The sequence below is a fragment of the Deinococcus indicus genome (genome assembly GCF_002198095.1).
In the GTDB taxonomy this organism is placed as follows: domain Bacteria; phylum Deinococcota; class Deinococci; order Deinococcales; family Deinococcaceae; genus Deinococcus; species Deinococcus caeni.
This window is the reverse complement of the sequence record NZ_NHMK01000030.1, coordinates 216,082-234,946: the sequence shown is the minus strand read 5'-3', so window position 1 is coordinate 234,946 and position 18,865 is coordinate 216,082. Positions and strand designations below refer to the sequence as shown.

Annotated in this window: 15 protein-coding genes; 7 read left to right on the top strand and 8 right to left on the bottom strand. The window is 71.8% G+C overall.

What is annotated here, in order from left to right; all coding sequences use genetic code 11:
* Nucleotides 1-42: 42 nt before the first annotated feature.
* The 4 genes from metG (at nt 43) to CBQ26_RS18265 (ending at nt 5,818) form a co-directional block, all read left to right on the top strand.
* Nucleotides 43-2,067 (top strand): methionine--tRNA ligase, encoded by a 2,025-nt coding sequence (gene metG / locus CBQ26_RS18280; RefSeq protein ID WP_088250033.1) that lies wholly within the window; start codon nt 43-45, stop codon nt 2,065-2,067.
* A gap of 128 nt (nt 2,068-2,195) precedes the next feature.
* Nucleotides 2,196-3,038 carry an RNase adapter RapZ gene (rapZ, locus tag CBQ26_RS18275; protein ID WP_088250032.1) on the top strand — a complete coding sequence of 281 codons (843 nt, stop codon included), beginning with the start codon at nt 2,196-2,198 and terminating at the stop codon, nt 3,036-3,038.
* The gene (locus CBQ26_RS18270) at nt 3,035-4,417 is read left to right on the top strand and encodes a gluconeogenesis factor YvcK family protein (protein WP_308430580.1); all 1,383 of its coding nucleotides are present in this window, start codon (nt 3,035-3,037) and stop codon (nt 4,415-4,417) included. Before rapZ ends, CBQ26_RS18270 begins: the two co-directional genes overlap by 4 nt.
* A 150-nt stretch (nt 4,418-4,567) precedes the next feature.
* Nucleotides 4,568-5,818, top strand: a complete 1,251-nt coding sequence (locus CBQ26_RS18265; RefSeq protein ID WP_088250089.1) for a glutamate-5-semialdehyde dehydrogenase — start codon at nt 4,568-4,570, stop codon at nt 5,816-5,818.
* Nucleotides 5,819-5,888: 70 nt separating this feature from the next.
* Here the strand turns inward: CBQ26_RS18265 and dxs are convergent, their stop codons facing one another.
* The 4 genes from dxs to CBQ26_RS18245 form a co-directional block, all read right to left on the bottom strand.
* On the bottom strand, nt 5,889-7,781 hold the full coding sequence (gene dxs / locus CBQ26_RS18260; protein ID WP_088250031.1) for a 1-deoxy-D-xylulose-5-phosphate synthase: 1,893 nt from the start codon (nt 7,779-7,781) through the stop codon (nt 5,889-5,891).
* Entirely contained in the window at nt 7,782-8,537 is a 756-nt protein-coding gene (locus tag CBQ26_RS18255; protein ID WP_342351787.1) for a hypothetical protein, read from the bottom strand.
* Between the two features lie 299 nt (nt 8,538-8,836).
* Nucleotides 8,837-9,508, bottom strand: a complete 672-nt coding sequence (locus CBQ26_RS18250) for a PspA/IM30 family protein (protein ID WP_088250030.1) — start codon at nt 9,506-9,508, stop codon at nt 8,837-8,839.
* Nucleotides 9,509-9,821: 313 nt separating this feature from the next.
* On the bottom strand, nt 9,822-10,703 hold the full coding sequence (locus CBQ26_RS18245) for a hypothetical protein (RefSeq protein WP_244898085.1): 882 nt from the start codon (nt 10,701-10,703) through the stop codon (nt 9,822-9,824).
* A 90-nt stretch (nt 10,704-10,793) separates the two neighbouring features.
* Here CBQ26_RS18245 and mnmE point away from each other — a divergent pair, with 90 nt between their 5' ends.
* Nucleotides 10,794-12,119: a tRNA uridine-5-carboxymethylaminomethyl(34) synthesis GTPase MnmE gene (gene mnmE / locus CBQ26_RS18240; RefSeq protein WP_088250029.1), complete on the top strand. Its 1,326-nt coding sequence runs from the start codon at nt 10,794-10,796 to the stop codon at nt 12,117-12,119.
* A 122-nt stretch (nt 12,120-12,241) separates the two neighbouring features.
* Here mnmE and ychF read toward each other — a convergent pair whose 3' ends face one another.
* From ychF to CBQ26_RS18220, 4 genes are all read right to left on the bottom strand, one after another.
* A complete protein-coding gene (gene ychF, locus CBQ26_RS18235; protein WP_088250028.1) occupies nt 12,242-13,339 on the bottom strand; it encodes a redox-regulated ATPase YchF in 1,098 nt (365 codons plus the stop codon).
* A 101-nt stretch (nt 13,340-13,440) separates the two neighbouring features.
* Nucleotides 13,441-13,896, bottom strand: a complete 456-nt coding sequence (locus CBQ26_RS18230) for an SH3 domain-containing protein (protein ID WP_172418157.1) — start codon at nt 13,894-13,896, stop codon at nt 13,441-13,443.
* A 106-nt stretch (nt 13,897-14,002) separates the two neighbouring features.
* Nucleotides 14,003-15,343, bottom strand: coding sequence for a sensor histidine kinase (locus tag CBQ26_RS18225; RefSeq protein WP_244898084.1), 1,341 nt, complete (start codon nt 15,341-15,343; stop codon nt 14,003-14,005).
* Between the two features lie 169 nt (nt 15,344-15,512).
* Nucleotides 15,513-16,196 carry a response regulator transcription factor gene (locus CBQ26_RS18220; protein ID WP_088250026.1) on the bottom strand — a complete coding sequence of 228 codons (684 nt, stop codon included), beginning with the start codon at nt 16,194-16,196 and terminating at the stop codon, nt 15,513-15,515.
* A 164-nt stretch (nt 16,197-16,360) separates the two neighbouring features.
* Here CBQ26_RS18220 and CBQ26_RS18215 point away from each other — a divergent pair, with 164 nt between their 5' ends.
* Together CBQ26_RS18215 and CBQ26_RS18210 are read left to right on the top strand one after the other, a co-directional pair.
* Entirely contained in the window at nt 16,361-17,782 is a 1,422-nt protein-coding gene (locus CBQ26_RS18215; protein WP_088250025.1) for a TolC family protein, read from the top strand.
* Nucleotides 17,782-18,861 carry a TolC family protein gene (locus tag CBQ26_RS18210; protein WP_088250085.1) on the top strand — a complete coding sequence of 360 codons (1,080 nt, stop codon included), beginning with the start codon at nt 17,782-17,784 and terminating at the stop codon, nt 18,859-18,861. Before CBQ26_RS18215 ends, CBQ26_RS18210 begins: the two co-directional genes overlap by 1 nt.
* The last annotated feature ends 4 nt before the right edge of the window (nt 18,862-18,865 follow it).

Genomic DNA, 18,865 nt, shown 5'->3' with positions numbered 1-18,865 from the left:
CCCTCCTCTCATCAGGGAGCCGGCCGGGAAGGAAGGGAGACCATGAGCCAAGCAGCACCCACCCCGTTTTTCATCACGGCCGCCATCGATTACGCCAACGGCGCGCCCCACATCGGGCACGTGTACGAGAAGATCCTGACCGACGCCATCGCCCGCTACCAGCGCCTCGCGGGCCGCCCCGTGACGTTCGTCATGGGCACCGACGAGCACGGCGAGAAGATCAGCAAGGCCGCCGCCAAGGCTGGCGTGACCCCGCAGGAACTCGTGGACGACCTGTCCGACCGGGCCTTCCAGGGCCTGTGGAAGACGCTGGGCATCAGCTACGACCACTTCGTGCGCACCACCTCCGCGCGCCACAAACGCTTCGTGCAGGAGATCCTCCAGCGCGTGTACGACGCCGGCGACATCTACTTCGCCGAGTACGAGGGCCTGTACTCGGTCGGCGCCGAACGCTACGTCACCGAGAAGGAACTCGTGGAGGGACCCGACGGCGTGCGCCGCTTCCCCGGCGACAAGGACCCCCCGGAACTGCGGCGCGAGGCGAACTACTTCTTCAACATGGAGAAGTACCAGCCCTGGCTGCTGGAGTACCTGCAGACCAATCCCGACCTGATCCAGCCCGCCGGGTACCGCAACGAGGTGCTGGAAATGCTGAAGGAACCGGTCGGGCCGCTCAGCATCAGCCGCCCGAAAAACCGCGTGCCCTGGGGCATCGAACTGCCCTGGGACGCCGACCACGTCACCTACGTGTGGTTCGACGCGCTGCTCAGCTACCTCACGCCGCTCGTCAGCAGCGGTCAGGACGCCAGCGTCAGCGGCACCGCCTGGCATGTGATCGGCAAGGACATCCTCAAGCCGCACGCCGTGTTCTGGCCGACCATGCTGCGCGCCGCCGGGCTGCCCATGTACCGCCGGCTGGTCGTGCACAGCCACATCCTCGCCGAGGACGGCCGCAAGATGGGCAAGAGCCTCGGGAACGCCATCGACCCCGAGGCGCTCGTCGCGGCGTACCCCACCGACGCCATCCGCTACACCCTGCTGCGCGAGGCGACCCTCAGCGCCGACAGCCCCTACGGCGAGGGCATCCTGATCTCGCGCCTGAACAGCGACCTCGCCAACGACCTGGGCAACCTGCTGTCGCGCACCGTCTCCATGATCCAGAAGTACCGGGGCGGGGTCATCCCGGCCGCGCAGGACCTCGCGGAACGCGACCGCAGCGTCGAGGCGGCCGCGCTGGCCCTGCCCGGCCAGATCCTGGCGCTCGTGGACGACCTGAAGATCAACATGGCCATCGAGGCGGCCATGAACTTCGTGCGGGACCTAAACCGCTATATCGCCGAGAGCGCGCCGTGGAACCTCGCCAAGAGCGACGACACCCAGCGCCGCCTGGACACCGTGCTGTACACCGCCGCCGAGGGCCTGCGCGTCGCCAGTGTCGCCCTGGAGGCCGTGATTCCGGTCAAGGCCCGCGAACTGCGCGCCCAGCTGGGCCTGGCCTCCCAGACCTACGCCCTGGCGCCCGCCTGGGGCCTGACGCCCGCCGGGACGCGCGTGGCGGGCGGCCCGATCCTGTTCCCGAAACCCGAACCGAAAGAACCGCCCGCGCCCGCCGCGAGCGCGCCGAAGCCCGGCAGGAAAGAGAAACCCATGACCCAGACTGCCCCCGCTCCCGCGCCCACCCCGGCCGACGTTGCCCCCGCCGCCCCCGCTTCTCCCGCCCCCGAGGCCGCGCCCGCCGAGGCCCTGATCAGCATCGACGACTTCGCCCGCGTGGACCTGCGGATCGCGGAGGTCGTCGCCGCCGAGGCCGTCGCCAAGGCCGACAAGCTCCTGAAACTCACGGTGAAGCTCGGCGACGAGACCCGCACCGTCGTCAGCGGTATCCGCCGCTGGTTCGAACCCGAGGCGCTCGTGGGCCGCAAGGTCATCCTGGTCGCCAACCTGAAACCCGCCAAGCTGCGCGGCATCGAGTCGCAGGGCATGATCCTCGCCGCCGAGGACGACCAGGGCAACCTGGACCTGATCGGCACCGGCCTGGACCTGCCCAGCGGCACCCGCGTCCGCTGAGCCACCGCCCCCATCTGCCCCGCCCGGCCCCACGCCCGGCGGGGTTGACTGTTCCCCCGGTCGGCGGCCGACCGCCCTGCTGACCGGTCCGTCACTTGCGCCGGCGCGGGGCGGGCTAGACTGACCGCATGCCGTTCGTCGTGGTCTCTGGCCTGTCCGGAAGTGGAAAAAGTACCGTCCTGCGCACCCTGGAGGACGCCGGGTTCTTCATCACCGACAACCTGCCCCCGGAACTGTGGGGCGCCATGCACGACCTCGTGGAGGCGCGCGGCCTGGACCGCGTGGCGATCAGCACCGACGCCCGCACCCGCCACTTCCTGGACGCCCTGGAAACCAGTTACGTGCGCCTGTCCCGCCGCCGCGAGGACCTGCGTGTCCTGTTCCTGGAGGCGAACGCGGACGTGCTGCTCAAGCGCTACAACTTCACGCGCCGCGAACACCCGCTCGGCGAGAACCTGATGCTGGACTTCGCGCGGGAACGCGACCTGCTCGCCCCGCTGCGCGCCATCGCCGACACCGTCATCGACACCACCGACCTGAGCGCCAAGGACCTGGGCAGCCGCGTGCTGCAACTGTTCCGGCTGGAACACGACTTCCACCTGCGCCTGATGTCCTTCGGGTTCAAGCACGCCCCGCCGCGCGACGTGGACATGATCCTCGACGTGCGCTCGCTGCCGAACCCGTACTACGATCCCGCCCTGCGCCCGAAGACCGGCCTGGACGCCGACGTGGCCGCCTACGCCTTCAGCGGCGCGGACTCCGAGGCGTTCTACGCCGAACTGCGCGACTTCGTGCGCGTCGCGGCCGAACGCGCCCGCGCCAGCGGCCGCCACGGGTACACCGTCGGGATCGGCTGCACCGGCGGCCAGCACCGCAGCGTGGCCGTCACCGCCCGCCTCGCCGGCGACCTGAAGGACCTGAACGTGGACCTCATGGACCACCGTGACATGAAAGTCGGCGAGCACGGATGAGCGACCCGCCCCTCTCGCAACTGGACGTCCGGCCGCGCGAACCGGCCCCCCGGCCGTCGCGCCGCCAGCGCCTGAAACCCGGCCTGAAACGCAGCGGCCACCGCGCCCGCATGTGGATGGCCCCCGGCATCGGCGTGAAACGCTGGATCAGCCTGTTCGTGATCTGCACCCTGCTGGGCGCGGTGGGCGTGCTGCACTTCACCTGGACCGGCCCGCTGCACTTCGTGGCGACCCGCTGGATCCTGTGGGTGAACGCCCTGGTCAGCCCGGAGTACATGCCGCTGTACGTCGGCGGGGGCACCCTCATGATCCTGGCGTTGATCGGCGCGCTCTGGAGCATCATGATGCTCAACCGCTCGGTCCTGCAGGGCACCGGCACCGCCCCGGAAACCGCCGTGGATGTCCTGTACGAACGCCGTAACCTCGCGCGCGGCCCGCACGTCGTGACGCTGGGCGGCGGGACCGGCATGTCGAACCTGCTCTCGGGCCTGCGCGCCCACACCGGCAACACCACCGCCGTCGTGACCGTCTCGGACGACGGGGGCAGCTCCGGGCGCCTGCGCGAGGCCCTGGACATGGTCGCGCCGGGCGACCTGACCGACTGCTACGCCGCCCTGAGCGACAGTCCCGTCATGGCCCGGCTGCTGCTGCACCGCTTCCAGCGCGGCGAGGGCCTGGAGGGACACACCTTCGGGAACCTGATGCTCGCCACCCTCAGCGAGGAGCAGGGCGGCCTGAGCGCCGCCATGAAGGACATCCACGAGGTGCTGCGGATCCGCGGGAAGGTCTACCCGGCCACCACGCACCCCGCCACGCTGGTCGCGCACCTGAGCGACGGGCGCGTCGTGCGCGGCGAGAGCCAGTTCGCGCCGCAGGTCGGCGCGGCCCGCATCCGGCAGGTCACCCTGGACCCCCCGGACCTGCCCACCCTGCCCGAGGTGACGGCCGCCATCCACCGCGCCGAGCAGATCGTCCTGGGTCCCGGCAGCCTGTACACCAGCATCATTCCGGCGCTGCTGGTGCCGGGCATCGCCCGCGCCATCCGCGAGAGCGCCGCGCCGCTCGTGTACGTCGCGAGCCTGATGACCGAACCCGGCGAGACCGACGACCTGACCCTGGAAGGGCACGTGCAGGCCATCACCCGCCACCTGGGCCGCACGCCGGACTGCGTGCTCGTGAACAACGCCATGCCGCCCCGCGACGTGATCGACCGCTACGCCGGCGAGGGCGCGCACCTGCTGACCCTGCACGGCGCCAGCCGCGACCTGCGGGGCCGCTGCGTCCTGCACCCGCTGCTGCACCCCGGTCAGGCGCGGCACGACCCGCACGCGCTGGCGCAGGCCCTGCTGCAGCTCACGCCCCGGCGCACGGTCGGCTGAACCGGGGCCGGCGTAGGCAGCGTGGCCTGCCGGCCGGGCGGCGCTGCTACGCTCAGGGGCATGAGCGCCGCGCCGCAGTCCACCCCCCCGCACGAGCCCCAGACCGGCGCAGTGCCGCCTGCCGGCCCCCACGGCCTGACCATCCGCGAGATGGGCGTGCAGGCGCGCGCCGCCGCCCGCGTGCTGCGGTCGCTGCCCACCGCGCGCAAGGTCGCGGCGCTGCACGCGATCGCCGCCGGACTGCGCGCCAACGCTGCCGGCATCCTGGCCGCGAACGCGCAGGACGTGCAGGCCGCCCTGGACGCCGGGCTGCCCGAGCCGATGGTGGCCCGCCTGCGCCTGGACGCCCGGATGCTGGACGGCATCGCGGCGGACGTGGAGGCCGTGTCGCGCCTGCCCGACCCGGTGGGGGAGACCACCCCCGCACAGGAGCAGCCGAGCGGCATCCGCGTGAGCACCCGGCGCGTGCCGCTGGGCGTGCTGGGCGTCATCTACGAGAGCCGCCCGAACGTGACCGTGGACGTCGCCGCGCTCGCCCTGATGAGCGGGAACGCCGTGATCCTGCGCGGCGGCAAGGAGACGGTGCGCAGCAACGCCGCGCTGGAAGAGGTCATTCACGCCGCGCTGCGCGAACAGAACCTCCCGGCGCACGGGGTGCAGGTCATCCGCGACCCGGCCCGCGAGCGGATGCTGGAACTGCTGAAACTGGATGATCTGGTGGACGCGATCATCCCGCGCGGCGGGGCCGGACTGCACCGCTACTGTGTGGAGAACGCCACCGTGCCTGTCATCGTGGGCGGCATCGGCGTGGTGCACGTGTACCTCGACCCCAGCTTCACCCGCGACCCCGGCGACCGGGCGCGTGCCCTGGAGATCGTGCGGAACGCGAAGGTGCAGAAACCCAGTGCCTGCAACGCCCTCGACACCCTCCTGATTCACGAGGAGGCCCTGGACGCCCTGCCGGACATCGCCCGCGACCTCCAGGCGCACGGCGTGACCCTGCGCACCGACCCGGCCGCCCACGCGGCCCTGAGCGCCGCCGGCATCACCACCGACCCCGCCACGGACGCCGACTACGGCACGGAATTCCTGGCCCTGACCGCCAGCGTCAGGACCGTCGCCTCCTTCGACGACGCGCTGGACTTCATCGCCGCGCGCGGGAACCACACCGACGTGATCCTCACCCGCGACGACGCGCAGGCGGGGCGGTTCATCGAGGACGTGGACAGCGCCGCCGTCATCGTGAACGCCAGCCCCCGCTTCAACGACGGCGGCCAACTCGGCCTGGGCGCCGAGGTCGCCATCAGCACCCAGAAACTCCACGCCCGCGGCCCCATGGGCCTCCGCGAACTGACCACCACCAAATGGGTCGTGGAAGGCAACGGCGAGGTCAGGGAGTAGATGGTTGAAAGTTGATGGTTGATAGAGGGTTGTCCCTTCTATCAACCATCAACTTTTGGCTATCAACCTGCTATACCCCGAGCGGGACGTCCACGCCGAGTTCGGCCAGCACGGTGCGGATGGCCTGCGCGTCGATGCCGCTGCGGGCGTGGACGCTCTCGACGGTCGCGTGCTCCTGGAATTCGTCGGGGATGCCCAGGACGCGCACGGGGGTCTTGATCCCCTCGGCGTTCAGGAATTCGAGGACGGCGCTGCCGAAGCCGCCCACGACGGTGTTGTCCTCGACGGTGATGATCGCGCGGGCGTTGCGGGCCACGTCACGCAGCATCGCTTCATCCAGGGGTTTGACGAAGCGGGCGTTCACGACGCCCACGCCGGGCAGGCCGGTGGCGGCCTTCTGCGCGTACTCCAGGCCCTTGCCGCCCGCCAGGATCACCACGTCCGTGCCGTCCTGCACGCGCTCCCAGGTGCCCCACTCCAGTTCAGGCCAGGTGCCTTCGGGGACGGGCGTGGTGTTGCCGCGCGGGTAGCGGATCGCGAAGGGGCCGTCGTGTGTCTGCGCGTACTTCAGCATCCCTCGCAGTTCCGCTGCGTCCTTCGGCAGGCCGATGTGCACGCCGGGAATGGAGCGCAGGAAGCTCAGGTCGAACACGCCGTTGTGGGTAGCGCCGTCCGCGCCCACGATCCCGGCGCGGTCGATGGCGAACGTGACGTTCAGATTCTCTATGGCCACGTCATGCAGCACCTGATCGTACGCGCGCTGCAGGAACGACGAGTAGATCGCCACGACCGGGCGCAGGCCCTGCAGGGCCATCCCGGCGGCGGCGGTCACCGCGACCTCCTCGGCGATGCCCACGTCCAGGTAGCGGTTCGGGTGCGCCTTCGAGTACCCGACGAGTCCGCTGCCCTCGCGCATGGCGGGCGTGATCACGAACGTGCGCGGGTCCTGCGCGGCCAGTTCGGTCATGGCGTCCCCGAAGGCGTTGCTCCACGAGTACGCCTTGCTGGCGCTGAACTCGCCGGTGCTGGGGTCGAACTTGCCCGGCCCGTGCCAGTAGATCGGGTCGGCTTCCGCGTAGCTGAGGCCCTTGCCCTTCTTCGTGACGACGTGCAGGATGGTCGGCCCGTCCAGATCGGCCAGTCGTTCCATCAGCCACACGAGTTCCTGCACGTTGTGCCCGTCCACCGGGCCCACGTAGCGCACGCCCATCGCCGCGAAGGGGTTCACGCTGGCCGGGTCGAAGAAGTGCCGCGTGGAACTCTTGGCGCGGCTCATGAAGCTCGCCAGGGGCTTGCTGACGGCCTCCATGGCCTTCTTGCCCGCGCCCTCGCCCTCCTGGAACCACTTCTGCACCTGCAGGCCCCGCATGAACTTGTTCATCGCGCCGACGTTCTCGCTGATGCTCATCTCGTTGTCGTTCAGGACGATCAGCATCCGGCGGTTCATGTCCCCGATGGTGTTCAGCGCGGCCAGCGCCATCCCGCCCGTCAGGCTGCCATCCCCGATCACGGCGGCGACCTTGTAGTCCTGGCCCAGCGCGTCGCGGGCCATCGCCATGCCCAGCGCGTTGGCGAGGCTGGTGCTGGCGTGCCCGACGGTGATCGCGTCGTGGGGGGACTCGCTGACCTTCGTGAAGCCCGACAGGCCCCCCTCCTTCTTCACGGTCGCCATCTGATCGCGGCGGCCGGTGAGCATCTTGTGCGCGTACGCCTGATGCCCCACGTCGAACAGGATCCGGTCGCGCGGCGAGTTCAGGACGTAGTGCAGCGCCACGATCAGGTCGGTCGCGCCCAGCGACGACGCGAGGTGCAGCCCGCCGACCGAGCACACCCGCGTGATCTCGTCCCGCAGTTCCTGCGCCAGCGCGGGCAGCTGGTCACGCGACAGGCGCTTGAGGTCGTCGGGACTGCTGACCTGATCCAGCAGCGGCGTGCCGGACGGAAGGATGGAATCGGCACTCATTTACTGACCTCCTGAACGGGTGGTGAAGTTACGGCCCGTGAGCAGCAGGGCCTCGGGCGAACGGACCTCGCCGACGAACGGCGAGAACCACAGCTGCTGCGTGGCGGGGAACAGCCCCCCCACGGTGTCGCTGATCTGCCGGGTCACCACCCACACGTCGAAGCGGCCGCCCGGCGTCTGCACGGTGCGCCGCTCCTGAACCACGTAACTGTAGTTCAGTTGCCCGCGTTTCTGCACGCGCCCATCGTCCCCGCTGAGGGTGATCTCGCTCTGACCCTGCCACGCCAGCCCCACGCGCCACGCAGCCTCGGCCGGGTACTCCTGCCAGGGCGGGTCCAGGCGCACGTTCACGCCCGGCTTGCGCAGCCCCAGCAGGCGCACGCCGTCCGCGCCGACCGTCCGGAACCACGTCTGGTCGGCGCCGCGACCCGTCAGCTGGAACGACACGACCGGCTGCCCCGCGAACACCGTCGGCCCCAGCGACCGCAGGGTGTACACGGGCGCGGCGGCGTCCTCGCCCTCGAGCTGGTACGACCACGCCAGACCGCTCTGCTGCGGGTAGAACGACACGCCGCTCACGGGCGTGCTGGCCTGCACCGTGACCGGCTGCGTGGCGGCCGGCGCGCAGGCCCCCAGCAGCGCCGGGACCAGCAGCGCCGCCGGCCACGCCGACCGGGGCCGCCGGAACGCCGGAGACAGGGCAGGAAGGAGGGGGCCGCGCATGGCCTTCAGGGTAAAGCGCTTCATCCGGTTCATTCTGTCAGGAAACATGACATCTCCCTCCGGACGGGGGCCGACCCCCACCCCACCCGGCGTTCCCCGCGCAGGAACAGCCTATGCCAGGGAGGGGCCGGCACAGGGTCAGCGCCCTGGACCGGCCCCCCTCATACGGACTCCGATTGAATGGGCTGCAAAGCCCGCTTGGTCCGAGCGGATGCAACTCGTAGAGCTGCCCCGCAGAGTGGGAGCAACACGGGTTCCGGACGTGGAGCCGGCAGTCCGGTGACGTTCCGGATTGTCGGCGAAACAGACGGAACCCGTATCACGGGCAAAGTTCAGCTCTTGTCGCCGGACACCTTGGCCTTCAGGGCGGCCATGGCGTCGTCGATGGCCTGGGTGCGGCCCAGGTCCTTGAGCTGCGCGTCGAAGTCGTTCTCCTTGCGCAGCTCCCCCATGGCGCGGTTGCGGTCCTCCATGCCCGAGACGCGTTCCTCCATCTCCTCGAAGGCGTCCATGGCGCCGCCGGCCTTGCCGAACCCCGACACGCGGTCCAGGGTTTCGTTGGCCTGCGCGGTCTTCTGACGGGCCGCCAGCAGGCTCTTCTTGCCTTCCATCTCGTCGATTCTGGCTTCCAGGGCGCGCAGCTGCGTCTTGAGCTGCTCGACCGTGCTGCTCTGCACCGCCAGCTGCTCCTCGAAGCCCGCCGCGAGATCCTTGGCGTTCTGAGCGCGCCGCAGCGCCTCACGCGCGAGGTCCTCGCTGCCGCCGCGCAGCGCCTCCTCGGCCTTCTTCTCGTACTCGGCGGCCATGCGGCGGTTGCTGGTGGCCTCGCGGTCCAGCTTGGCGTTCTGGCTCATGGCGTCCGCGACCTCGCTGCGGGCCTCGGCGTACGCGGCGCGCATGTCACGCAGCGCCTGCTCGATGATCAGGCTGGGATTCTCGGCGCGGCTGATCAGGTCGTTCACGTTGGCGCGCAGCAGTCGGGACAGTCGGTCAAGGATGCTCATGAATTCCTCCTGGGAAAGTCGGGAACCGCCCGCGCCGAACCGTTCGGTCAGCGGGCCGGTCTACAGTCCGGTGATGAACGCGAATCCGGAGCCTGCCGCACATCATTACGCTTTTGCGCCCCGGCGGGTTGCGCTCCGCGCCCGCAAAGGCCGGACATGAAGCGGCCGTGAACGCAGGCAGGAGCGGGGCCGCCCGGGTGTGCCCCGCCTGCCCCGCTCCTGCCGGACCGATCCCTTCAACGTCCTTCTGGCGCTCCACGCCCCGCGCTGTTCAGCTGCACGCTGGGCGCAGTGTGCCCAGAAGGAGTCCGTATCAGAACACGATGGGTTTCAGGCCCACGCTGTCCGGCCCGCACGCGACCGTCAGGTTGCTGCCGGCCGGGGTGACGGTGCAGCCCAGCGCGCGCAGCCCCGCCAGCGGGAAGATCAGGTTCCGGCCGTCCGTGGCGGGCGCCAGCGGCAGTTCCACCGCGCCGCCCGCCGCCTGCGCGGACTTCGCGCCGACCGTGACGGTCAGCAGGCCGTCGTCGTCGGTGCTCAGGCGGTACTTGCCGCCGCCCAGCGACGTGACCTTCACGACGCCCACCAGATCGCTGCCCAGCACGTACGGCTGGCCGCGCACGACGCCGGCCGGCGGGGTGGCCTTCGGGGCGGCGCTGGCCGCCGGGGCCGGGGCGGCCTTCAGGGTGTCCACGACCACCAGTGTTTCCGTGTCGCTCATGGGGTTCAGCAGCACGAACGCGCTGGCTTTCCCGCCGGCCGGGGCGGCCAGCAGCACGCTGGACTTCCCGCTGGACTTCCAGTCGCCGGACGCCCGCGCACCCAGCCGCCCCTTGACCAGCGGCCGCAGCGTCCCGGCGGCCGACTGCGAGTACACGCACACGGCGTTCGCGCTGAGTTTCAGCGCGGCCGGGCAGCCCACGATCCGTCCCTTGGCGACGCCGCTGACCTCGATGGCCAGGGCGCTCACGGCGCGGTCGGTCGCGGCCGACACGCTCCCCTTGGCGGGGGCGGCCTGGGCGGGCGTGGTTTGCGCGGGGTTTGTCTGGGCCGGAGCAGTCTGGGCCGGAGCGGTCTGGGGGGGGGCGGTCTGCGCGGAGGCGACCGGCGCCAGCAGCGCCCCCAGCAGGGTCAGGGTGCCCGCAGCGCGGGGGAGACGCCCGGAGCGGGCGGCAGCAGCAGAGGTTGAACGCATGACACGCATCCTAGGGCCGCAGCATGAGGGGCGACTATGAGACCGGGCCCGCACCCGCCCGTGCGCCCGGCCGGGTGCTAGCCTGCGCTCGTGACGCGCTCCGGACTTCAGGACACCATCGCCGCCATCGCCACCGCCCCCGGCAGCGCCGGCGTGGGCATCGTGCGCGTCAGCGGCCCGGACGCCCTGCGCGTCGCGGACGACCTGTTCCGGGGCCGGCGCGCCCCGTCCCGCACGCCCGGCGGCCGTTTCCTGTTCGGGCACCTGACCGGCGAGGCCGGCGAGATTCTCGACGAGGGCCTGTGCCTGATCTTCAAGGGGCCGCGCAGCTACACCGGCGAGGACGTCGCGGAATTCCAGACGCACGGCAGCCCCGCCGTGCTGGCCCGCGTGCTGGCCCGCACCCTGGAACTCGGCGCGCGCGCCGCCCGCCCCGGCGAGTTCACGCTGCGCGCCTACCTCAGCGGCCGCCTGGACCTCACGCAGGCCGAGGCGGTCCTGAACCTGATCGAGGCGCAGACCGATGCCGCCCGCCGGCAGGCCACCCTGGGCCTGACCGGCGCCCTGGCGGATCGGGTCAAGCGGGTCGCGGCGAACGTCACCCGCACCCTCGCGGCCCTCCAGGCCATGCTGGACTACCCCGAGGAAGGCGTGCCCGACGAGGACCGCGCCCAGCCGCTGGCGGCCGCTGAGCACGACCTGAACGACCTGCTGCTCACTGCCCGCGCCGGACAGGTCGCCACGCGCGGCGCCCGACTCGCCCTGATCGGTCGCCCCAACGCCGGCAAGAGCAGCCTCCTGAACGCCCTGGTGGGCTTCGAGCGCAGCATCGTCACGCCCGTCGCCGGCACCACCCGCGACTACCTTGAGGCGGGCCTGGAACTCGCCGGGGTGCCCGTCACGCTCGTCGATACCGCCGGCATCCGCGACACCGCCGACGCCATCGAGGCGGCCGGCGTCCGGCAGGCCCTGAACCTCGCCGGGGCCGCCGATCTGATCCTCGCCCTGGAGGACGGCAGCGCCCCCCGCGAACCCCTGCCCACCACCCTCGACCTCGGCAGCGGCCCGCGCGTCATCCGGGTGCGCACCAAGGCCGACCTCCCCCCCGCCTGGACCGACCCCGGCGCCCTGAACGTCAGCGCCGTCACCGGCGACGGCCTGGGTGCCCTGCGTGAATCCATCCGCGCCGCCCTGCTCGGCGACGCCGCACGCGGCGAGGCGTGGCTGACCACCGAACGGCAGGCCGACGCCGCCCGCCGCGCCCTGAACCACATCCAGGCCGCCGCGCACGCCCCCGACGACCTCGCCAGCTACGAACTCGAGGAGGCCCTGCGCGCCCTGGCCGAACTGACCGGCCGCGACGTGCAGGAAGACATCGTGGACGCCGTGTTCCGCAACTTCTGCGTCGGCAAGTAAGCGGGAAGCAGGGAGCAGGAACAACCAGCAGAGGAAGGTGGGGCACCCGGACTGAACCGGAGTGCCCCACCTTCCTCTGCTCTGATTGAACGGTTCTGCAACCCATTCAACCGGAGTCGGTTTTACATGTTGTGCAGGACGTTCATGATGTCGCCGTCTTTCATGACGTAGTCCTTGCCTTCGGTGCGGACCCAGCCCTTGCTCTTGGCGGCGGTCCAGCCTCCAGCCTCGACCATCTTTTCCCATTCGATGACCTCGGCGCGGATGAAGCCGCGTTGCAGGTCGCTGTGGATCTCGCCGGCCGCTTCGGGGGCCGTCTCGCCGCGGCGGATGGTCCAGGCGCGGACTTCCTTCTCGCCGCTGGTGATGAAGGTCATCAGGCCCAGCGTCTCGTACCCGACCTTCACGAGCTGGTCCAGGCCGCTTTCCTGCACGCCCAGTTCGTCGAGGAACATGCGGGCGTCCTCTTCGGGCATCTCGGCGAGTTCCCCCTCGATCTGCGCGCTGATCTTCACGACCTGCGCGCCCTCGGCGGCGGCGTACTCGCGGACCTTCTGCACGTACTCGTTGTCCTGCGTCAGGTCGTTCTCGCCGACGTTCGCGACGTAGATGACGGGTTTGGTGGTGATCAGCCCGAATTCCTTGGGGATGGGCGCGTCGTACGTGCCGGCGCGAGCAGGTTTACCCTGGCCCAGCACGGCCAGGATCTGCTCGGCCAGCGCGGCCTGCTCCTTGGCGTCCTTGTCGTTGCTCTTGGCCTTCTTCTGGAGGTTCTGGAGGCGTTTTTCCAGGCCGCCGAGGTCCGCGAGGATCAGTTCCGTGTTGATGGTCTCGATGTCGTCGATGGGGTCCACGCGGCCCGCCACGTGAATGACGTTCCCGTCCTCGAAGCAGCGGACGACGTGCGCGATGGCGTCCGCCTCGCGGATGTTCGCCAGGAACTGGTTGCCCAGCCCTTCGCCCTGGCTGGCGCCCTTGACCAGACCGGCGATGTCCACGAACTCCACGAAGGTCGGCACGATCGGTGGGACGCGGTCGCCCTTGGTGAACACGCGGCTCAGCGCGGCGAGGCGGTCGTCGGGCACCGTGACCCGGCCGACGTTCGGTTCGATGGTCGCGAACGGGTAGTTCGCGGCGAGCGCCCCGGCGCGCGTGATGGCGTTGAACAGCGTGCTTTTCCCGACGTTCGGCAGACCCACAATTCCAATAGCAAGACCCATTTCGACTCCTTCACCCGCCGGTTCTGCGCGGGGCAACCCTCAGAGTTTACCGCAGACCGGGCAGCGCGGCGGGGCGGCCGCCAGAGGCGCGCAGGAGTCGGTCAGCTGCGCCCGCCGCGCGCGAGGGCCGGCGCGGCCGAGCGGAGCTTCTCGGCGTGCAGGTCGTCCGGGTCGCAGGCGCGGCCGTTGCGGTTCAGGTCCAGTTCGGTCCGGTACCCGCCCTCCTGACGGCGCACGTCCTTGAAGCCCAGCGGCACGAGCTGCACGCACGCGCCCTGCACGCTGATCGAGGACCGGATCACCCAGCCGCGCGCGCCCTGCCGGACTGCCTGCACCTCGCACCAGCGGGGAAAGCAGCGGTACACGGTCAGGGCCGCCCCGACCGGCAGCTCGACCAGCACCCTGGACCGGGGGTCCGGCTGCGCGTACTGCGGCGCGCGGGACGTCACGGCGCCGCCGGCCGGCGGGACCGTCCCGGCCGCCGCGAGGGGCGGCGCGCCGCACAGCAGCGCCGCCAGCAGCCACGCCGCAGACCGCCGCGCCAGAGACGGCCGCATCAGCCGTCCCGTCCGTCGCGCGGGCGTCCATGTGAAGGGCATCCCCCAGGGGTAGCACGCCGCGCGGCCCACCCGCCACCCCCCAGACGGACTGCCGGAGTCCGTATCAGGTCCGGGCGGCGGGCAGCGCCACCGTGAAGCGCGCCCCGCCCAGGCTGGCGCTGCCCGACAGGTGCGCCTCGCCGCCGTGTGCGTCGGTCAGGGCGCGCACGATCGCCAGGCCCAGGCCGCTGCCGCCGGTGTCGCGGGTGCGGCTGCCGTCCAGGCGGGTAAAGCGCGTGAAGACCGCCTCGCGGCTGTCCTCGGGGACGCCGGGGCCGTCGTCCTCGACGTGCAGCAGCGCGCGGCCCTGCACGGTCTCCACCTGCACGCTCACGCGGCTGCGGGCGTGGCGCAGGGCGTTGTCCACGAGGTTGGTGGTGATCTGCCGCACCCGCACGGGGTCCGCGCGGATCGGGGTCTGCGCGGCCTGCACGCTGAGCGTCACGCCGCGCGCCGCCGCGCGGTCCTGCAGGTCCCGCACGACCTCGCGGCCCAGCGTGCCGAGGTCCAGCGGCTGCGGGTTCAGGGCGAGCCGTCCGGCCTCGGCCAGCGTGATGGTCCGCAGGTCCCCGACCAGCCGGGTCAGGAGTTGCGTCTGGGTGCTGAGCAGCGCGATCTGCTCGGCGTTCAGGGGGTACACGCCGTCCTCCAGGGCGTCCAGGCGGGCCTGCATGACTGCGATGGGCGTGCGCAGTTCGTGCGCGATATCCGCGACGGCCTGCTGCCGTTCGTGTTCCAGCGCCTGGAGGTTCTCGGCCATGTCGTTGAAACTCTGCGCCAGGGCGGCCATCTCGCGTTCGCCGCTCTGGACGGGCGCGCGGGCGCCCAGGTCGCCGCCGGCCAGTTGCGCCGCCGCGTGCGAGACGGCCGAGATCGGCCGCGCGATCCGGCGGGCCAGCAGCCACGCCAGCAGCGCGGCGGCGCCCGTGGCGAGCAGGCCCACCTGCACGAGGCTGAGCTGCACGTCCCGCACGAAGTTCTGCGTGCGGTTGGGCGGCGCGTCGCGCGGGCCGGGTTCGGCGCGCAGGCCGCGTGGGCGGCGGCCCTGCACGACCTGCGCCTGCTCGCCGCTGGGCAGCACGACCACGCCGCCCACGTCCGGGCTGCTCTGGCCGGGTTCCAGGAAGGGGTCCACGACCATCCCGGTGCGGATCTCCGGGACAGGCGGGGTGGGGGTGATCACCTCGCCGCGTTGCAGCGCCGCCTGCCGCTCGCGCATGGCGAGCTTGATGTCGTCGGGCAGGCGGTCCACCTGCCGCTGCACGACGAGGTTCGAGAACACCAGCACGCTGCCCACCGACACGCCCACCACCAGCAGCATCGCCAGCAGCAGCGTGACGGCCAGCGGCCGGCGGCTGACGCTCCAGAACCCAGGCTGCCGCGCCCGTGTCAGCGCCGGCTTCATACGGACTCCGATGGAAGGGGCTGTAAAGCCCGCTGGGTCCGAGCGGATGCGACTCGGAGAGCTGCCCCGCAGAGCAGGAGAGAACCGGGTTCCGGGCACGGAGCTGGCAGATCGGCAGTGTCATGATCTGTCAGCGAAACAAGCGGAATCCGTCTGAGGTCGGGCGGATTCACGGGCTGGCCTCCAGCCGGTACCCGACGCCCCGGACGGTGTGCAGCAGGCCGCCGCCCTGCGCGGCGTCCAGTTTGCGGCGCACACTGGCGAGGTGGGCGTCCACCACGCGTTCCAGCGCGTCGCTGTCCGGCAGGGCCGCCGACAGCAGTTCCTCGCGCGAGAACGCCCGGCCCGGCGATTCGGCCAGTTGCGACAGCAGCCGGAACTCGGCGGGCGTGAGGTTCAGCGGCTCGCCGTGCACGCGCGCCACGAAGCCCCGGCGGTCCACCTCCAGCGGCCCGACCCGCACCGGGCGTTCCGTGTCCTCCAGCGCGGCCCCGGCGCGGCGCAGCACGGCCCGCACGCGCGCCATGACCTCGCGCGGGCGGAACGGTTTGACGACGTAGTCGTCCGCGCCGAGTTCCAGGCCCACGATCTGGTCGGTCTCCTCGGCGCGGGCCGTGACCAGGATCACGGGGGTGGCGCCGTCGCCGCGCACGGTGCGCAGCACGTCCAGGCCGCTGCGGCCGGGCAGCATGATGTCCAGCAGGATCAGGTCCGGGTTCAGGGCGCGGAAGGCGTGCAGGGCGGCGTTCCCGTCGGCGGCCCGTTCGGTGCGGTAGCCTTCCTGGCGGGCGTAGGCTTCCAGGACCTCGGCCAGTTGCGGTTCGTCCTCGACGATCAGGATCAGGGCGCTCATGACTGCATGGTAGGTGAGCTGCGTGAAGGTCAGGCGAAGTGTCCGCCGGGCCGCCGGGCGCGTCCGGCGGGGTTTACGCTGTGCGGGACGCGGCGCAGGCGTCTTCGACAAATCTTCATGGAGGCTGCGCGGAGTCTTCGCGGGCCGCCGCCACACTCCGGGACATGAAGCTCCCCTCTGCCCATCCGTCCCGCCGGGGCCTGCCGCTGGCCCTGGCCCTGAGCGCCGCGCTGGTCATGGCGTCCGGTCCCGCGCTGGCGCAGACCGCGCCCGTCACGCCGGCCGCTCCCCAGGTCAGCGCGCCACAGGCGTCCATGTACACGCTGGAGCAGGCGTACGCGCAGCTGGCCGGCGCGCCCAGCGTGACCCGCGCCGCCCTGAGCGTGCAGGTCGCGCAGCAGAACCTCGACGCGGCCCGCAGCGCCCTGGGCCTGACCGTCAGCGTGAACGGCAACGCCAGTTACGCCAGCGCCGCCGGGACCGCCAGTGACGGCGCGGCCACCCAGGCCGCCAGTCTCGGCGGGAACGCCGGGGTCAGCGTCAGCCTGGGCCTGCTGCCCTGGTCGAACAGCCAGAGCAGCCTGCGGGCCTCGGAACGCAGCCTCGCGCTGGCGGGCGCGACCCTGCACGAAGCGCAGCGCAGCGCCCGCCTGAACGTCACGCAGGCGTACTTCGACGCGGTGCTGGCCGCGCAGGACGTGCAGATCGGCGCGCAGACGACCGCGCTGCGCGCCCGGCAGTTGCAGGTGGCGCAGGCGCAGGAGGCCGCCGGGAACGCCGCGCCCGAGGCGGTCCTGAGCGCCCAGGCCGCCCTGCAGGCCGCGCAGTCCGCCGCCGCGCAGGCGCAGGGGAACCTGGACACCGCGCAGCGCACCCTGGAATCCGCGCTGGGCGTCAGCCTGGGCCGCGTGACCTTCGGCGCGCCCGCCCCGGCGGACCTGACCCTGCCGGACCTGGGCGCCCTGGTCGCCCGCGCCCGCAGCGGCCGCGCCGACGTGATCAGTGCGCAGAACACCCTGGCCGCCGCGCAGGACACCCTGGACAGCGCCACCCGCGACTCGGCGCTGCCGGACCTGACCGCCAGCGTCGGCTACGGCGGCGGCAGCGCCGGAACCCTCAGCGCCAGCCTGAACCTGAAGCAGGGCACCCTGAGCAGCGCGTACAGCGTGCCGGTCGGCAGCAGCGCCAGCGGCAGCGGCGGCCGCCTGACCGCCAGCCTCAGCGGGTCGTACGTCGTGTACTCCCCGGCGCAGCGGGCCGGCCTCAGCGCCGATCAGGCGGGCGTGACGCAGGCGGCGCTGTCCCTGACCGTCGCGCAGCAGAACGTGGAACTCGACGTCCGCAGCCGCTTCATGGCCGCGCAGCAGGCCCTGAGCGCCGCGCAGACCCGCCAGACCCAGCTGCAGGTGGCGCAGCAGCAACTCCTGACCGCGCAGGCGCGCGTGCAGGCCGGGACCGCCACGCCCGACGACGTGCAGAGCGCCGAACTGACCCTCGCGCAGGCGCAACGTGACCTGCTGTCCGCCCGCCTGAACGCCCAGATCACCCTGATCCAACTCGACAACGCCGCCGGAGGCCCCCAGTGATGAACCCCACCCCCACGCCCGCCCACCCCCGCGCCCCCCACCTCCGCCTGTCCCTGCTGAGCGCCGCGCTGCTGAGCGCCGCCCCGGCCGCCCACGCCCAGGGCACGCAGGCCGTCAGTGGCGGCGCGGCCGTCACCGCCGCCCTGAAAGCCGGGGCCGACGTGAACACCGCCCAGGCGAACCTGACCAAGGCGCAGGCCGCCAATCGCGTCGCGCAGGCCGACCCCGCCACGCTGGTCGCCGGGAAACTGAACGCGAAGAACGCCGAGACGCTCGCCCAGGCGCAGGTCCGGGCCGCGAAACTCGCCGCGATCCAGAACGCCATCGGCGCGTACAACGCCCTGCTCGAGGCGCAGGAGAACGTGGAACTCCAGACCCTGCAGACCCAGGTGGACCAGAAGGCCGCGCAGGTCGCGCAGGTGAAACTGGGCATCGGGAACGCCACCGCCCTGGACGTGCAGAACGCGCAGAACACCCTGAGCGGCAGCCAGCAGACCCTGGCGGACGCCCGCGCGCAGGTGAACCTCGCCGCCGCGAAACTCGGCACGCTGACCGGCCTGGGCAGCGGCGTGCGCGCCGGCAGCGTCATCACGGCCCCCAAACTGAGCGTCACCCTGAGCGCCCTCCAGAACGGTCTGGGCGGCCTGAGCAGCCTCGTGGGCGCCGCGAACGACCTGAGCAGCGCGCAGCTGAGCGTGAAACTCGCCGACAACGACTTCACGCCCGCCCGCACCCTGCAGGACGCCCGCACCGCCCTGGCGAACGCGCAGCGCGCCGCCGACACCGCCAGCAAGAACGCCCAGCAGACCCTGGCGAGCGCCTACCAGGGCGCCCAGAACGCCGCCGAACTGCTGGTCGTCGCGCAGAGCCGCGAGGCCGCCGCGCAGAAGACCTACACCCAGGACGCCGCCCGCCTGAAAAGCGGCACCATCAGCGCCGTCGAGTTGCAGGGCACGCAGCTGACCCTGAAAAAAGCGCAGTTCAGCCGACTGCAGGCGCAGAACAACGTCACCGAGGCGCTGGCGGCGCTGTCCGTCGCCGCCGGGCAGAACCTGACCGGCCTGGGCGGGACGTTGTGAGCGC

Excerpts from the sequence above, each read along its gene's own strand:
- metG (WP_088250033.1), top strand. The coding sequence starts at position 43 with ATGAGCCAAGCAGCACCCACCCCGTTTTTCATCACGGCCGCCATCGAT.
- rapZ (WP_088250032.1), top strand. The coding sequence starts at position 2,196 with ATGCCGTTCGTCGTGGTCTCTGGCCTGTCCGGAAGTGGAAAAAGTACC.
- CBQ26_RS18270 (WP_308430580.1), top strand. The coding sequence starts at position 3,035 with ATGAGCGACCCGCCCCTCTCGCAACTGGACGTCCGGCCGCGCGAACCG.
- CBQ26_RS18265 (WP_088250089.1), top strand. The coding sequence starts at position 4,568 with ATGGGCGTGCAGGCGCGCGCCGCCGCCCGCGTGCTGCGGTCGCTGCCC.
- dxs (WP_088250031.1), bottom strand. The coding sequence starts at position 7,781 with ATGAGTGCCGATTCCATCCTTCCGTCCGGCACGCCGCTGCTGGATCAG.
- CBQ26_RS18255 (WP_342351787.1), bottom strand. The coding sequence starts at position 8,537 with ATGAACCGGATGAAGCGCTTTACCCTGAAGGCCATGCGCGGCCCCCTC.
- CBQ26_RS18250 (WP_088250030.1), bottom strand. The coding sequence starts at position 9,508 with ATGAGCATCCTTGACCGACTGTCCCGACTGCTGCGCGCCAACGTGAAC.
- CBQ26_RS18245 (WP_244898085.1), bottom strand. The coding sequence starts at position 10,703 with ATGCGTTCAACCTCTGCTGCTGCCGCCCGCTCCGGGCGTCTCCCCCGC.
- ychF (WP_088250028.1), bottom strand. The coding sequence starts at position 13,339 with ATGGGTCTTGCTATTGGAATTGTGGGTCTGCCGAACGTCGGGAAAAGC.
- CBQ26_RS18230 (WP_172418157.1), bottom strand. The coding sequence starts at position 13,896 with ATGCGGCCGTCTCTGGCGCGGCGGTCTGCGGCGTGGCTGCTGGCGGCG.
- CBQ26_RS18225 (WP_244898084.1), bottom strand. The coding sequence starts at position 15,343 with ATGAAGCCGGCGCTGACACGGGCGCGGCAGCCTGGGTTCTGGAGCGTC.
- CBQ26_RS18220 (WP_088250026.1), bottom strand. The coding sequence starts at position 16,196 with ATGAGCGCCCTGATCCTGATCGTCGAGGACGAACCGCAACTGGCCGAG.
- CBQ26_RS18215 (WP_088250025.1), top strand. The coding sequence starts at position 16,361 with ATGAAGCTCCCCTCTGCCCATCCGTCCCGCCGGGGCCTGCCGCTGGCC.
- CBQ26_RS18210 (WP_088250085.1), top strand. The coding sequence starts at position 17,782 with ATGAACCCCACCCCCACGCCCGCCCACCCCCGCGCCCCCCACCTCCGC.